The sequence below is a fragment of the Amaricoccus macauensis genome, from assembly GCF_014201905.1.
Taxonomy (GTDB): domain Bacteria; phylum Pseudomonadota; class Alphaproteobacteria; order Rhodobacterales; family Rhodobacteraceae; genus Amaricoccus; species Amaricoccus macauensis.
The window spans coordinates 822272-837614 of the sequence record NZ_JACHFM010000002.1; the positions used below are offsets into that span (position 1 = coordinate 822272).

A 15343-nucleotide genomic window follows, 5' to 3' on the forward strand; every position below is an offset into this window, starting at 1 on the left:
CGCTCAGAGGGCTTTGCTCCGCCCGGAGGGGCATCAGTCCATCGTCGGGATCGAGAACGCGGCGCCCTCCTTGATGCCGGACGGCCAGCGGGCGGTGACGGTCTTGGTCCGGGTATAGAAGCGGAAGGCGTCCGGTCCGTGCTGGTTCAGGTCGCCGAAGCCCGACTTCTTCCAGCCGCCGAAGGTGTGGTACGCGAGCGGTACCGGGATCGGCACGTTCACCCCGACCATGCCGACGTTGATCCGGCTCGCGAAGTCCCGCGCCGTGTCGCCGTCCCGGGTATAGATCGCCGTGCCGTTGCCGTAGGGGTTGTTCATCGTGAGGTCGATCGCGTCCTGGTAGGACGCTGCGCGCACAGTGGAGAGGACGGGGCCGAAGATTTCCTCCCGGTAGATGTCCATGTCCGGCGTCACCCGGTCGAAGAGGCAGGCGCCGACGAAGAAGCCGTCCTCGTAGCCCTGCATGCGGAAACCGCGGCCGTCGACCTTCAGCTCGGCACCGGCGCGCACGCCCGACTCCACCAGATCGAGGATGCGCTTCTGCGAGGCGCGGGTGATGACCGGGCCGAAGTCCACGTCGTTGCCACCGGTGTAGGGCCCGATCTTCAGGCTCTCGACCCGCGGGATCAGCTTTTCGATCAGCAGGTCGGCGGTTGCCTCGCCCACCGGAACCGCCACCGAGATCGCCATGCAGCGCTCGCCCGCCGCGCCAAAGCCCGCGCCGACGAGGGCGTCGGCCGCCTGATCCATGTCGGCGTCCGGCATGATGATCATGTGATTCTTCGCGCCGCCAAAGCACTGCACCCGCTTTCCGGCGGCACACCCTTTGGCGTAGATGTATTCCGCGATCGGGGTCGAGCCGACGAAGCCCACCGCCATGATCTCGGGGTGATGCAGGATGGCGTCGACCGCCTCCTTGTCGCCGTTCACCACCTGCAGGATGCCATCGGGCAGACCCGCCTCCTGCATCAGTTCGGCCAGCATCAGCGGCACGGTGGGATCACGCTCGGACGGCTTCAGGATGAATGCGTTGCCGCAGGCGATTGCCGGGCACATCTTCCACATGGGGATCATCGCCGGGAAGTTGAACGGGGTGATGCCGGCGACGACGCCGAGCGCCTGGCGCATGGAGAACATGTCGATGCCCGGGCCGGCGCTGTCGGTATACTCACCCTTCAGCAGGTGCGGCGCGCCGATGCAGAACTCCGCGACCTCGAGACCGCGCTGCACGTCGCCCTTGGCGTCCGGCAAGGTCTTGCCGTGCTCGCGGGAAAGCGCCTCGGCGAGCTTGTCCATGTTGGTGTTCAGCAGTTCGACGAAACGCATCATCACCCGCGCCCGGCGCTGGGGATTTGTCGCGGCCCACTTCGGCTGGGCGGCGCCGGCGCTTGCCACCGCGGCGTTGATCTCGTCGGTCGAGGCAAGCGCGACCCGCGCCTGAACCTCGCCGGTCGCGGGATTGTAGACCTCGCCGAACCGACCCGAAGTCCCGTCGATCCGCCGGCCGTCGATGAAATGTCCGATCTCGTGCATGGTTCGTGTCCCCGAGTCAGTGCTGCGTGGGCACGCTATCGCCAATCGACCGGTCGCGCAGCGGGAAACTCGCAGCAGACGCAACCAGCCAGCGTTGGCAACCGGCATCGGCGGGGAGATCAGCTCCCGGTGATACCGCGGGCCTCGCGGCGGAGCCAGTCGCGCACGGTGGCCGGCGAGGGCGTCCTGAGCCCCGCGACGCTCTCTCCCGTGCCGACCTTGACGCCGATGCCCCCGAGGTCCTGCGCCGCGGCGATGGCGTCCTCGTCCGTCGTGTCGTCACCGAGCATCAGCGGACGGCGGCCGGCGAACGGCGGCGCCTGCATCAACCCCCGGAGCGCCGTGCCCTTGTGCGCGGCGGCGGGCTTTACCTCCACCACCATCTTGCCGGCCTGTGCCACCAGATCGGGCGCCCGCCCGGCGGCGGCACGAGCGGCGGCCAGACAGGCCTCCTCGGCCCCGGGCGCGGCGCGGAAGTGCAACGCGGCCACCGGACCCTTCAGCTCCAGCCGCACCCCGCGGATCGCCGTCGCGGCACGCAGCGGCGCGAGAACGGTCTCGGCGAGTGGCGCCGGCATCCGGGGTGGCGGCGTGCCCGGCGCCATGCGCTCGAGGCCGTGGCCGCCGAGGCGCCAGAGCCCGTCCGGCGTCCGGCTGGCGAGATCGCGGATGTCCCGCCCGCTCAGCAGCGCCAGCGCGCCACCGAGACGGGCAGCCAGCGCCCTCAGCGCCTCCGCCGTGCCGGGCGGCAGGGCGATGGCATCGGGATCAGGCCCGAGCTCGGCCAGCGTTCCGTCGAAGTCGAGAAAGAGCGCATCACCGGGATCGAGGCGCAGCCCGGAGAGATCGTCGGCCGCGCTCATGTCTGGGTATCGTCGAGCGACGCGAGAAATGCCCGACGCCACCACGCGATATCCTGCTCGCGGACGTTGGCAATCAGGCTTTGCCAGCGTTCGCGGCGTTCCTCGATCGGCATGGAAAGCGCGCGGAAGATCGCATCCGCCATCGCGGCAATATCATGCGGATTGACGAGAATCGCCGCGGGAAGCTGCTCCGCCGCGCCGGCAAACTCCGAGAGCACGAGGGCGCCCGGATCGTCCGGATGCTGGGCGGCGATGAATTCCTTGGCCACGAGGTTCATCCCGTCCATCAGCGGCGTCACCAGACCGACGCGCGCGAGGCGGTAGAGGCCCGCGAGGCTGCCACGACCGTAACTCCGCGCCAGATAGCGGATCGGCATCCAGTCGAGGTCGGCATAGTCGGCGTTGATCCGCCCGGCGAGCTGGTCGAGTTGCTCGCGCAGCATTTGATAGGCGTCCACCGCCTCGCGCGAGGGCGGCGCGATCTGCACGAAGCTCACATCGCCGCGCAGCTCCACATGGTCGTCCAGGACACGCCCGAAGGCTTCCATCCGCTGCGGCAGACCCTTGGAGTAGTCCATGCGGTCGACGCCGATCACCAGCGCGCGGTTCTCGGTGATCTTGCCGAGCCGCTCGGCCGCCGCCCGGCCCTCGCGGCTCTCGGCGAGTTCCGCGAACTCGTCCGGGTCGATGCCGATCGAGAAGGTCTCGATGCGCACGCTGCGGTCAAAGACGCGCAACGTGCGCGCGTCCTCCACAACCGCGCCGGCGTTCTCGATGAGATAGCGGCGGAAGTTCGCAGTGTCCCGGTTGGTCTGGAAACCGATCAGATCATAGGAGCAGAGCCCGCGCGCAAGACGCTGGTGCTGCGGCAGGGCACTGAATATCTCGGGCGCAGGGAACGGAATGTGCAGGAAGAATCCCATCCGACCGTCCCAGCCCGAGGCCCGCATCTCCTGACCCATGAGCATCAGGTGGTAGTCGTGCACCCAGACCACGTCGTCGGGCCGGGTGAACTGCACCAGCAGTCGCGCGAACCGACGGTTGACGTGCTCATAAGCCGCGAAGTCGGCTTCGTCGAAATGCGCGAGATCGACGCGGTAGTGAAAGACCGGCCAGAGCGCGCGGTTGGAATAGCCGAGATAGTAGCCCTCGTACTCCTCCGGGGTCAGATCGGCGACGGCATATTCGACCAGACCCTCGGCGAAAAGGCGCACGCCGCGGGTCTCGCGCTCGACGACCTCGCCGGACCAGCCGAACCAGATACCGCCGCCGCGCTCGGCGAGAGCATCGGCAAGCGCGACCGCGAGACCGCCGGGTTTCGGGGCACCCGGAAGGGCAATGCGGTTCGAAGCGATGATGAGGCGAGCTGACACGGGCGCATGGAGACCAGAATGAGGCCCCGATGGCAACCCGTGAACCGACTCGCCGTCAGACCGGGGCGACGAGGGCCTCGGCAAGAAGTGCCGTCAGTACTGCCACATGACGCTGCAGGCTGTAGGTGGCCTCGCCGGTCGTGCGGATCGTCTCGAGGCGCTGTTCCTCGGCGAGAAGCGTGTCGAGTGCCCGCGCCGAGGCGGCCGACCGGGGCAGGCGAAGGATGCGCCGCAGATCGCGGTCGCGACGATAGTCTGCGAGCCCGCAGCGCGCCGCGCGCACCAGAATGCGCGGGCGGTGAAGGGCGGCGATCATGCTGGCAAAATCAGAGGCGAAATCGGTCATCGGTGTCCCTGTCAGGCGTGTCGTTGCGATGAGGGCATCGTGGGCCGAAACATCTGGCGTTGCGCAACCTATGCGTGTTGCGCGCGGTAAGGAGTGAAGGAAAAGTTAAACAATTCCGCGAGTAATATTGCGTTCATAAATCAATTTTAAGGAGAGTTTTGCGAAAACTATCGTGAAAGGAGCGATCCAGAGTGCTCCCAGATTGCCAGGACGACCCACGCTTCCCGCCCTCTCCCGAGGGTTGCAACCCGATCCCTGCCTGGGTTCCCGAAGCCGCTGCCACCTATCTCGCCCACGTCTCGCAGGGGCTCCCGCTCCGCGAACTCGCCCGCGCCAAGGGGTGTCACGCCTCGACCGTCCTGCGGCAGGTGCGTCGGGTCGAAACGCTGCGCGACGACCCGCTCGTGGACGAGGCACTTGACCGGGTGGCGAAGACTCTGGCCGCGGCGCCTGCGCCGATGGCCGACATCAAGGAGGTTCTCATGGCCAAACCGCTTCGCGCTGCCGACCATCGGTCCGACCAGCGCATCGAGCGCGAAGCGCGCCGCATCCTGCGCCGTCTCTGCGAGAAGGGGGCCTTCCTCGCCGTCGCGCCGAGCATGGAAAAGGCGGTGGTGCTGCGCGAAGTGGTGCCGGGACGCACCAACCGCATCGCCGTCGTCGACCGCGAGGTCGCCCACGCCTTCGCGTTGCAGGAGTGGATCGTCTGCGACAAGGCCGGCAAGGTCGCCTGCTATACGATCACCACCGTCGGCCGTGCCGCCCTGAAGCGGCTCCTGACCGACGAGCGCACGGGGCCGCGTGCCGTGGCGGGCGCGAAAGGCTTCGCCGAGGCGCAGAGCCCGTTCCAGGCCCAGCACCGCTTCTTCGCCGAACGCACGGTGGCGGCCGACGACGGGTCGGGCGAGCGGCGCCTGCGGTTCAATCTCGCCGAGAGCCCGCTGCTGGTGCTTGGCCGCAAGCGCGACAAGGGTGGGGCGGCCTACCTCTCCGCCGACCTGATCGAGGCGGGCGAGCGGCTGCGCGAGGATTTCGAGCTGGCGCAGATGGGCCCGCGGGTGACGCAGAACTGGGACAAGTTCCTGACCGCCGGTTCCGACCGCGGCACGTCAGGCACCCGGGGCCCGGCGGAAGGCCCGACTGACGCCCGGGCGCGCGTGGCCAAGGCGATGGAAGCGCTCGGCCCGGGCCTCTCGGACATCGTCTTTCGCATCTGCTGCTTTCTCGAGGGACTCGAGACGGCGGAAAAGCGGCTCGGCTGGTCGGCGCGGTCGGGCAAGGTCGTCCTGAAGATCGCCCTCGAACGCCTCGCGCTCCACTACGGCATTGCGCTCACCGACACGCGGCGCCGGGCCGGCTGATCCGACCGCAGGGCGATTGCCGTGGGGCGTCCGCCAGTTGGCGGGCGCCCTTCGCGCATTCAGGCAGCGGCGATGATGCCGCCGAAGTCCTTTGCGGTCAGCGAGGCGCCGCCGACCAGCGCGCCATCGACGTTGCCGACGGTGAAAATCTCCGCCGCGTTGCCGGGCTTCACCGAGCCGCCGTAGAGCAGGCGGATCCCCGAGCCGGTCTCCTTGCCGAAGCGCTTGACGAGTTCGGCCCGCAGGAAGTCGTGGACCTGCGCGATCTCTTCGAGCGACGGCGTCCGCCCGGTGCCGATCGCCCAGACCGGTTCATAGGCAATGGCGAGGTTCGCCGCCGTGGCGCCATCCGGCACCGAGGCGCCGAGCTGGCGGCCAACCACGTCGAGCGTCTCGTTCGCATCGCGCTGCGCTTCGGTCTCGCCGACACAGACGATGGCGAGAAGACCGGCCCGCCAGGCGGCATGGGTCTTTTTCGCGACCGTCACGTCAGTTTCGCCATGATCAGCCCGGCGCTCGGAGTGGCCGAGGATCACCGCCGTGGCGCCGGCGTCGGCCAGCATCTCGGCGGAGATGTCACCGGTATGGGCGCCCGACACCGCCCAGTGGCAGTCCTGACCGCCGATCGGCACCGCGCCACCGGCGAGAGCGGCGATGAGCGTCGCGGGCGGGCAGATCAGGATGTCGCAAGCCGGCGTCGGGTGCGCCGCCACGAGCTCTTCGAGCATCGCGGCCGAGGCGGCCAGTCCGTTCATCTTCCAGTTTCCGGCGACGAGCTTGCGGTTCGGCATCTGTTTCTCTCTGTCCTGTCTTGCGAACCCCACCCGCTACCAGACCGGCGGATGCGAGAGAACCCCCACTTCAGCCCATGGCCATCAAGCTGGCGTTGCCACCGGCCGCCGTGGTGTTGATCGAAGTCGAGACCTCCTCGAGCAGCCAGTCGAGCACATAGGCACCGGGCTGCCCCCGAAGCTCCTCCGTCGTCGCCGCCTGCGTGAGCACGATGGGGCCGGGGAGTTCGGCAAGTGCCTGCTGCACCGCGACGACCCGCGCGGCGTCGCCCTCGACGAGGGCCCCCGCGAAGGGTCCGTCAGCCTCCCAGTCGCCAGCGACCCGGACGCGCACCGCGACCTCGGGCGGCAGGCCGTCGAGGGCATTGGCCCCGACCCGGCCGGGATCGACGACGGCGGTGTTGCCGGTGGCGAGCACCGCGGCAAGCTGGCGGTGCAAGCCGGTTGTCGTCAGCGGCAGAAGGAGGATCCGTCCGCGCGGATGCAGCGCATAGAGGTTGCGCTCGCCGACCGGACCCCTCAGCTCCTCGACCCGGCCGAGCGTGGACCGGGCGCCAAGCTCGCGCGCCGCGTCCGCCGCGTCGTCATGGCCACCGGCCGCGAGCCAGCGCGCGAAGGCGGCAAGTGCGGGATCACTGCCCGAGGCACTGTGATTCGGCGGCACCGGCGGCGTCGCCACCAGACGCCCGAGGTAGAGCGGACCACCCGCCTTCGGACCGGTGCCCGACAGACCACGCCCACCGAAGGGCTGCACGCCGACGACGGCGCCGATGATGTTGCGGTTGACGTAGAGGTTCCCCGCCGCGACCCGGCTCGTCACGTCGGCGATCGTCTCGTCAAGCCGGCTGTGCAGCCCGAAGGTCAGGCCGTAGCCGGTGGCATTGATCGTCTCGATCAGCGCGTCCATGTCGCGCCGCCGGAAGCGCACAACATGCAGCACCGGACCGAACACCTCGCGCCCCAGATCGCCAAGCCCGCCGATCTCGATGATCGTCGGCGCCACGAACGTGCCGCGCGCGGCCTCCTCCGGCAGGGCGAACTGCTCGACGCGGTGGCCCCGCGCGCGCATCGCCGTCACATGGGCCTCGATCGTCTCCTTCGCCTCGGCGGTGATGACCGGCCCCACGTCGACCGCCAGCCGGTCGGTGCGCCCGATGCGCAGCTCATGCAGCGCGCCGCGCAGCATCGCGAGCGTCCGATCCGCCACGTCCTCCTGCAGGCAGAGCACGCGCAGCGCCGAGCAGCGTTGACCGGCGGAGTCGAAGGCTGACGCGATCACGTCGGCCACCACCTGCTCGGCGAGCGCGGAGGAGTCGACGATCATCGCGTTCTGCCCGCCGGTCTCGGCCACGAGCGGGATCGGGCGGCCAGAGGGGAGCGTCCGCCCGGCGAGCTGGCGCTGGATGAGCCGCGCGACTTCGGTCGAGCCGGTGAACATGACCCCGGCGGTCTCCGGCGCCCCGACGAGCGCCGCGCCGATCGCCCCGTCACCGGGGACGAACTGCAACGCCGCGAGCGGGATCCCGGCCTCATGCAGCAGACGCACGCCCTCGGCAGCGATGAGCGGCGTCTCCTCGGCGGGCTTCGCCACCACCGGGTTGCCGGCGACGAGCGCGGCCGCAATCTGGCCGGTGAAGATCGCCAGCGGGAAGTTCCACGGGCTGATGCAGACGACCGGCCCGAGCGGCGCGTGCACGGGCCCGAGCGTGCGGCGCGCCTGCTCGGCGTAGTAGCGCAGGAAGTCGATCGCCTCGCGCACCTCGGCAATGGCGTTCGGCTGCGACTTGCCGGCCTCGCGCGCAGCGAGCCCGAGAAGCACCGGCATCCGCGCCTGATAGAGATCGGCGGCGCGATCGAGGCAGGCGGCGCGCTCGGCCGGCGAGACGGCCGCCCACGTCGCGGCGCTGGCCGCAGCGTCGCGCACGGAGGCGCGCGCCTCGTCCGGGGTAGCAGACGTGACTTCGCCCACCACGTCGCCATGATCGCCCGGGTTCAGCACCGGAGCCGCGCTGCCGGTGGCGGTCCCGGCGAGAAGCCGGGGCAGGGCGCTCCACCCGGTCGCGGCACTCCCGGCGAGGGCGCCCGAGAGTCCGGCCAGCGCCGCCTCGTCCGACAGGTCGAGCCCGGTGGAGTTGCGGCGGGAGCCATAGAGATCGCCCGGCAACGCAATCCCATCATGCGGCGCGCCGGGAACCGGCTCGGCGGCGACGATCGCCACCGGATCGGCCACGAGTTCGTCGACCGAGACCTTCGGATCGGCGATGCGGTGCACGAAGGACGAGTTGGCGCCGTTCTCCAGCAGGCGGCGCACCAGATAGGCGAGCAGCGTCTCGTGGGTACCGACCGGCGCGTAGATCCGGCAGGGCCGGTTCAGCTTCGCCCGCCCGACCACCTCCTCGTAAAGCGGCTCGCCCATGCCGTGCAGACACTGGAACTCCCAGTCGCCTTCGGTGAACGGCTCGCCCGCCATGGCGTGGATCGTCGCCAGCGTCTGGGCGTTGTGCGTCGCGAACTGCGGGAAGATCACGTCGCGCGCCGCGAGCAGCTTGCGCGCACAGGCGATGTAGGCAACGTCGGTGTGGATCTTGCGGGTATAGACTGGGAAGTCGGCCAGCCCGTCCACCTGCGCCCGCTTGATCTCCGCGTCCCAGTAGGCGCCCTTAACCAGCCGCACCATGATCCGCCGGTTCGCGCGCGTCGCGAGGTCGATGATCCAGTCGAGCACGAACGGGCAGCGCCGGCCATAGGCCTGCACAACGAAGCCGAGCCCGTTCCAGCCCGCGAGATCCGCATCGAGCGCCAGCGACTCGAGCAGATCGAGCGAAATCTCCAGCCGGTCAGCCTCTTCCGCGTCGATATTGAAGCCGATGTCGAAGGACTTCGCGAGGAGCGCCAGCGTCTTCACCCGCGGCAGCAGTTCGCCCATCACCCGGCCAGCCTGCGCGCGCACGTAGCGCGGATGCAGCGCCGAGAGCTTGATCGAGATGCCCGGACCGGCATAGGGGCCGCGGCCGGCAGAGGCGGCGCCGATCGCGCGGATCGCCCGCTCGTAGTCCTTGTAGTACCGCTCGGCGTCGGCGGCGGTGGTCGCGGCTTCGCCCAGCATGTCATAGGAATAGCGGAAGCCCTGCGCCTCCAGCGGCCGGGCGCGCTTCAGCGCCTCGGCGATGGTCTCACCGGTGACGAACTGCTCACCCATCATCCGCATCGCCATGTCGACGCCGCGCCGCACGACCGGCTCGCCGCAGCGCGCGACAACCCGGGTCAGCGCCGCGGCGAGCCCGCGGTCATTCACCGTTGAGGTGAGTCGGCCCGTGACGACAAGGCCCCAGGTCGCAGCATTCACGAACAGCGACTTCTGACCGCCGAGATGCGCCGCCCAGTCGCCACCGGCGATCTTGTCGCGGATGAGCGCGTCGCGGGTCTCGGTGTCGGGGATGCGGAGCAGCGCCTCAGCGAGACACATGAGGGCGACACCCTCCTGGCTCGACAGCGAATACTCCTGCACCAGCGCCTCGACGCCGGAGCTGCGGTTCTTGCCCCGCAGCGCGGTGACGAGCCGGCGGGCGATCGCCTCGGCGGCGGCGCGCGTCCCGGCGGGCAGCGTCGCCTCGGCCACCAGCGGCGCGAGGCACTCGGGCTCCGGCCGGCGGTAGGCCGCGGTGATCGCCGCGCGCAGCGGCGTGCCGGGGCGGACGGGCGGGGCGAAGTCGGCGAAGATGTCGGAGGCGCGAGTCTCGAATGCCATGCGATACGCTCCCTGCAGGCGGTTGCCCGACTCTTACCACACCACCGCCCGGCGTTCTGACTTGAATCGGCCAGAGAACAGCGCAATCTGACTTCAGTTCAGCGATCTTGCGGGCCAAACGATGCACATATCCGAGGAAATCAGTGATCTGGACCTCTTCGACCGACGGATTCTGAAGGCGCTGTCAGAGGATGGCCGCATGTCGGTCACCGAACTCGCCACGAGAATCGGTCTCTCCAAGACGCCTGCCCAGGTTCGGCTCCGGCGGCTGATCGAGGCGGGCTACATCGAGGGCTTTCGCGCCGTCCTCAATCCCGCGAAGCTCGGCCTCGACCACGTGGCCTTCGCGGAAGTGAAGCTCTCCGACACGCGCGAGTCGGCGCTCGCCGAGTTCAATGCCGCCGTCCGCCGGATCCCCGAAATCGAGGAATGCCACATGATCGCCGGCCGGTTCGACTATCTGCTCAAGGTCCGCTCGCCCGACATCCGCACCTACCGCCGCATCCTCGGCGAGAAGATCTCCAGCCTGCCGCATGTGGCGAGTTCATCGACCTCGGTCGCCATGGAGTCGGTCAAGGAGGCGCGCGGCTGACCCCGTGGCGTCTCAGCGGGTTGCCTGCTACGAGGGAGGTGACAGACCGGACGCGGGGGCGAAGCGGTGAGTGAGTCGGGAGCGGACGCGACCGCGGAGCGGCGAGGCCTGCAAGGGTGGCTCGGCTCGCTCTGGATGTCGCTCTCCGGCATCGGCCTCGTGATCGGCGCGGTGTTCTTCGCCTTCTCGCTCACGCCCTCGCTCATTCCGCGCGCCGGCGAACTTCAGGGCGTCCTCGGGGGAATCAGCTTTGCCATCGGCTACGGCATCGGCACGCTCGCCGGTGCCCTCTGGCGGTGGTTCCAGCTGCCGGTGCCGCCGGACCGGATTCGCCGTCCCGGAACCTGGATCGCCCTCGGGGCGTCGGCACTGGTGGTCGCGGTCTATCTCTGGCGCTCGAGCGCCTGGCAGAACTCGATCCGCTCCCTCATGGGAATGCCTCCGGTCGATTCGAGCGCGCCCCTGCGGCTGGCGCTCGTCGCGATCGCAGTGGTCGTCATAGCGATGCTGCTCGCCCGGCTGTTCCTCTTCGTCATCCGGCTGGTGGAAGAACGCGCCGTCCGGCACATGTCGCTGCGCGCCGCCCGCGCGCTCGGCCTCATCGGTGCGGCTCTCATCTTCCTCCTTGTGGTGGAGGGCGTGCTGGTGCGCGGCTTTCTCAACATGGCCGACGCCTCGTTTCGCGCCGTCGATGCGATCATCGAACCGAACGTCGCCCGGCCGGCCGATCCCCTCAAGACCGGCAGCAGTGCCTCGCTGGTGCGTTGGGAAGGGATCGGCCGGGCCGGCCGCGATTTCATCGCCTCGGGGCCAACGGCGGCACAAATCTCCGCTGAGACCGGCGTGGCCGCGAAAGAGCCGATCCGGGTCTACGTCGGACTGAACTCCGCGGAAGGTGCCGAGGCTCGCGCCCGGCTTGCACTCCGCGAACTGATCCGGGCCGGCGCCTTCGACCGCTCGGTCCTCGTCGTCGTGACGCCGACCGGAACCGGCTGGATGGATCCGGCGGCGATGGACACGCTCGAGTACCTGCAGCACGGCGACACGGCGATCGTTGGGCAGCAGTATTCCTACCTGACCAGCTGGATCTCGCTACTCGTGGAGCCAGACAACAGCGTCGAGGCGGCGAGGGCACTGCTCAGCGCGGTCTATCAGCACTGGACGCATCTGCCCCGGGACCACCGGCCGAAACTCTACCTTCAGGGTCTGAGCCTCGGCGCCTACGGCTCGGACCAGTCCTTCCGGCTGCATGAGGTTCTCGCCGATCCGTTCAATGGCGCGGTCTGGAGCGGGCCGCCGTTCTCGACGCCCGGCTGGTCGTCCGCCACGAGCGAGCGCGAGCCGGACTCGCCGGAGTGGTTGCCGCGCTTCGGCGACGGGTCGGTGATCCGCTTCACCAACCAGCAGGATCATACCCATATCCCGGGCGCGACCTGGGGCCCGCTGCGCATCGTCTATCTCCAGTACGCCAGCGACCCGATCACCTTCTTCCAGCCGGCCGCGATCTGGCGAAAACCCGACTGGATGAATGCTCCCCTGGGGCCGGACGTGTCGCCTTATCTGAGCTGGTATCCGGTGGTCTCATTCCTGCAGCTCACCCTCGACATGGCCATCGCGCTCGCGGTGCCGATCGGGCACGGGCACTACTTCGCGCCGGAGCATTACATAGATGCATGGGTGGCGGTCACCGAACCAACCGGCTGGACGCCCGACTCGATCGCCCGGCTCAAGACGATGTTCGGCGACAAGCGAGGGAAACCGCGAGGATGAAGGACACTGCTCACGTCGGGATTCGGAGTGGTGAGCCCCGCGTTTCGCCGACGCACCCATGCACGGAACGCGCGGGAGGTATTCCGTATCTTCCCTTGCGTCAACTTGACGCCGCCCACTACACTTTAGTAGTAGCTGTCAACGGGGGACTAACAAGCGCGACACGAAACAGCTCCAAGTCCAAGTGCGCTTGCGGCTCATTCTTGCCAGTGAAACACTGCACCTCCCCGCGCCCGTCCGGGCGGTTCGAAGGGGCAAATAATCTTCGCCGGTCGGCGGGCCGGACGATCCGAATTTGACGGAGGAACACATGACCGACACGCCCGACCTCGATCCATCTGAGACCCGCGAGTGGCTCGAGAGCGTTGAGGATGTCATTGACCGAGACGGCACCGAACGAGCCCATTTCCTCCTCGATCAGGCCGTCGCGGCCGCCCGCTCGCGTGGCGCCAACCTGCCGTTCGGCTCGACCACGGCCTACGTGAACAGCATCCCGCCCGACCAGCAGCCGCCCTATCCGGGCGACCTCGAACTCGAGTGGCGCATCCGCACGATCAACCGCTGGAACGCCATGGCGACCGTCGTGCGACGCAACAAGAAGTCGAGCGAGTACGGCGGTCACATCGCCTCGTTCGCGTCTTCGGCGGTGCTCTACGACATCGGCCTCAACCACTTCTGGCGCACCCGCACCGAGAAGCACGGCGGCGACCTGGTGTTCTTCCAGGGCCACGCCATTCCCGGCATCTACGCCCGCTCGTTCATGGAAGGCCGTCTGTCGGAAGATCTGATGGACAACTTCCGCTCCGAGACCGGCGGCAACGGCCTCTCTTCCTACCCGCACCCGTGGCTGATGCCGGACTACTGGCAGTTCCCCACGGTCTCCATGGGCCTCGGGCCGCTGATGGCGATCTATCAGGCCCGGTTCATGAAATACATGCACAACCGCGGCCTCATCGACATGGCCGACCGCAAGGTCTGGGCCTTCCTCGGTGACGGCGAGATGGACGAGCCTGAGAGCCTCGGCGCCATCGGCCTCGCGGCGCGCGAGGGCCTCGACAACCTGATCTTCGTCATCAACTGCAACCTGCAGCGTCTCGACGGTCCGGTGCGCGGCAACTCGAAGATCATCCAGGAACTCGAAGGCGGCTTCCGCGGCGCCGGCTGGAACGTTATCAAGCTCATCTGGGGTTCGGGCTGGGACAAGCTGCTCGAGAAGGACGAGAGCGGCAAGCTCCGCCAGCTCATGGACGAGACCGTCGACGGCGACTACCAGACCTTCAAGTCGAAGAACGGCGCCTACATCCGCGAGCATTTCTTCGGCAAGTACCCGGAGACGGCGAAGCTCGTCGAGGACATGACCGACGCCGAAATCTGGGCGCTGCGCCGCGGCGGCCACGATCCGGCAAAGGTCTACGCCGCGTTCGACCGCGCCGTGAAGACCAAGGGTCAGCCGACGGTCCTGCTCGTCAAGACGGTCAAGGGCTACGGCATGGGCGATGCCGGCGAAGGCCAGAACATCACCCACCAGCAGAAGAAGCTCGCCGAGGATCAGCTCCGCACCTTCCGCGATCGCTTCGACATCCCGGTGTCCGACGACGACGTGGCGAATGCGCCCTACGTGACGCTCGGCAACGAGCAGAAGGATTACGTCCTGCAGCGGCGCGAAGCGCTTGGCGGCGCGTTCCCGCAGCGCATCTACAAGGACGCCGCGAAGCTCGAGATCCCCCCGCTCTCGGCCTTCGAGGCGGTGCTGAAGGACACCGGCGAGCGCCAGATCTCGACGACCATGGCCTTCGTGCGCATCCTGAACACGCTGCTGCGCGACAAGAACATCGGCAAGTTCGTGGTGCCGATCGTCCCTGACGAGAGCCGCACGTTCGGCATGGAAGGCCTGTTCCGGCAGATCGGCATCTACAACCCGATGGGCCAGCGCTACACGCCGCAGGATGCCGACCAGCTCTCCTACTACAAGGAAAGCGAGAGCGGCCAGGTGCTCCAGGAGGGCATCAACGAAGCCGGCGCCATGGCCGACTGGATCGCTGCGGCAACCGCCTACTCGGTGCACGGCGTGCCGATGATCCCGTTCTACATCTACTACTCGATGTTCGGCTTCCAGCGGGTCGGCGACCTCGCATGGGCCGCCGGCGACAGCCGGGCGCGGGGCTTCATGCTGGGCGGTACCGCCGGGCGGACGACGCTGAACGGCGAGGGCCTGCAGCACGAGGACGGCCACAGCCACATCCTCGCCAGCACCATCCCGAACTGCATCACCTATGATCCGGTGTTCGGCTTCGAGGTGGCGGTCATCATCCAGGACGGCCTGCGCCGCATGTATGTCGAGCAGGAGGACGTCTATTACTACCTGACCGTCTGCAACGAGAACTATCACCACCCGGCGATGCCCGAAGGCGTCGAGGATGGCATCATCAAGGGCCTCTACCGCTTCTCGAAGACCGAGAAGCCCGGCAAGAAGCACGTCAACCTGATGTCGTCGGGCACGATCTTCCAGCAGGCGATGCAGGCGGCCGAGCTCCTGAAGAACGACTTCGGCATCACGTCCGACCTCTGGGTCGCGACGAGCATGAACGAGCTTGCCCGCGAGGCGCAGGACGTCGAGCGCATCAACCGGATGAACCCGACGAGCGCGCCGAAGCTGCCCTATGTCACCGCGACGCTGAAGGACGAGACCGGTCCGGTGATCGCCGTGACCGACTACATGAAGAACTACTCCGAGCAGATCCGCGCCTTCGTGCCGCAGTCGTTCCACACGCTCGGCACCGACGGGTTCGGTCGCTCCGACAGCCGGGTGAACCTCCGGCGGCACTTCGAGGTTGACGCGAACCACATCGCGGCGACCGCAGTCTATGCCCTCTTCAAGGAGGGCAAGGTAACTGGCGCCGACGTCGAGAAAGCGTACGCGAAGTACGAGATCGACCCGGCCAAGATCAACCCGCGCACGGCGTAAT

The 15343-nt window shown here is 68.3% G+C and carries 10 protein-coding genes; 4 read left to right on the top strand and 6 right to left on the bottom strand.

The window, feature by feature from the left end:
* Positions 1 to 33 precede the first annotated feature (33 nt).
* The 4 genes from HNP73_RS11430 to HNP73_RS11445 form a co-directional block, all read right to left on the bottom strand.
* Positions 34 to 1533 (bottom strand): CoA-acylating methylmalonate-semialdehyde dehydrogenase, encoded by a 1500-nt coding sequence (locus HNP73_RS11430; RefSeq protein WP_184149113.1) that lies wholly within the window; start codon positions 1531 to 1533, stop codon positions 34 to 36.
* Positions 1534 to 1652: 119 nt separating this feature from the next.
* Complete coding sequence (gene otsB, locus HNP73_RS11435; protein WP_184149116.1) at positions 1653 to 2396, bottom strand: trehalose-phosphatase; 744 nt, start codon at positions 2394 to 2396, stop codon at positions 1653 to 1655.
* Positions 2393 to 3769 (bottom strand): trehalose-6-phosphate synthase, encoded by a 1377-nt coding sequence (locus HNP73_RS11440; RefSeq protein ID WP_184149120.1) that lies wholly within the window; start codon positions 3767 to 3769, stop codon positions 2393 to 2395. Before HNP73_RS11440 ends, otsB begins: the two co-directional genes overlap by 4 nt.
* Before the next feature lie 55 nt (positions 3770 to 3824).
* The gene (locus HNP73_RS11445) at positions 3825 to 4115 is read right to left on the bottom strand and encodes a DUF6477 family protein (protein ID WP_184149123.1); all 291 of its coding nucleotides are present in this window, start codon (positions 4113 to 4115) and stop codon (positions 3825 to 3827) included.
* Between the two features lie 191 nt (positions 4116 to 4306).
* Between HNP73_RS11445 and HNP73_RS11450 the strand changes: the two genes are divergently transcribed.
* On the top strand, positions 4307 to 5476 hold the full coding sequence (locus tag HNP73_RS11450; protein ID WP_343063268.1) for a DUF6456 domain-containing protein: 1170 nt from the start codon (positions 4307 to 4309) through the stop codon (positions 5474 to 5476).
* 59 nt (positions 5477 to 5535) lie between these two features.
* Here HNP73_RS11450 and tpiA read toward each other — a convergent pair whose 3' ends face one another.
* Together tpiA and putA are read right to left on the bottom strand one after the other, a co-directional pair.
* The gene (tpiA, locus tag HNP73_RS11455) at positions 5536 to 6267 is read right to left on the bottom strand and encodes a triose-phosphate isomerase (protein ID WP_184149126.1); all 732 of its coding nucleotides are present in this window, start codon (positions 6265 to 6267) and stop codon (positions 5536 to 5538) included.
* 70 nt (positions 6268 to 6337) lie between these two features.
* On the bottom strand, positions 6338 to 10015 hold the full coding sequence (gene putA, locus HNP73_RS11460) for a trifunctional transcriptional regulator/proline dehydrogenase/L-glutamate gamma-semialdehyde dehydrogenase (RefSeq protein WP_184149129.1): 3678 nt from the start codon (positions 10013 to 10015) through the stop codon (positions 6338 to 6340).
* Positions 10016 to 10136: 121 nt separating this feature from the next.
* Between putA and HNP73_RS11465 the strand changes: the two genes are divergently transcribed.
* The 3 genes from HNP73_RS11465 (at position 10137) to aceE (ending at position 15342) form a co-directional block, all read left to right on the top strand.
* A complete protein-coding gene (locus tag HNP73_RS11465) occupies positions 10137 to 10607 on the top strand; it encodes an Lrp/AsnC family transcriptional regulator (protein WP_184149132.1) in 471 nt (156 codons plus the stop codon).
* Positions 10608 to 10673: 66 nt separating this feature from the next.
* Positions 10674 to 12377 (top strand): alpha/beta hydrolase, encoded by a 1704-nt coding sequence (locus HNP73_RS23300; protein WP_343063269.1) that lies wholly within the window; start codon positions 10674 to 10676, stop codon positions 12375 to 12377.
* 310 nt (positions 12378 to 12687) lie between these two features.
* Positions 12688 to 15342: a pyruvate dehydrogenase (acetyl-transferring), homodimeric type gene (aceE, locus tag HNP73_RS11475; protein WP_184149135.1), complete on the top strand. Its 2655-nt coding sequence runs from the start codon at positions 12688 to 12690 to the stop codon at positions 15340 to 15342.
* Position 15343: the final 1 nt, after the last annotated feature.

Coding starts and splice junctions, on each gene's coding strand:
- HNP73_RS11430 (WP_184149113.1), bottom strand. CDS start 1,533: ATGCACGAGATCGGACATTTCATCGACGGCCGGCGGATCGACGGGACT.
- otsB (WP_184149116.1), bottom strand. CDS start 2,396: ATGAGCGCGGCCGACGATCTCTCCGGGCTGCGCCTCGATCCCGGTGAT.
- HNP73_RS11445 (WP_184149123.1), bottom strand. CDS start 4,115: ATGACCGATTTCGCCTCTGATTTTGCCAGCATGATCGCCGCCCTTCAC.
- tpiA (WP_184149126.1), bottom strand. CDS start 6,267: ATGCCGAACCGCAAGCTCGTCGCCGGAAACTGGAAGATGAACGGACTG.
- putA (WP_184149129.1), bottom strand. CDS start 10,015: ATGGCATTCGAGACTCGCGCCTCCGACATCTTCGCCGACTTCGCCCCG.
- HNP73_RS11465 (WP_184149132.1), top strand. CDS start 10,137: ATGCACATATCCGAGGAAATCAGTGATCTGGACCTCTTCGACCGACGG.
- aceE (WP_184149135.1), top strand. CDS start 12,688: ATGACCGACACGCCCGACCTCGATCCATCTGAGACCCGCGAGTGGCTC.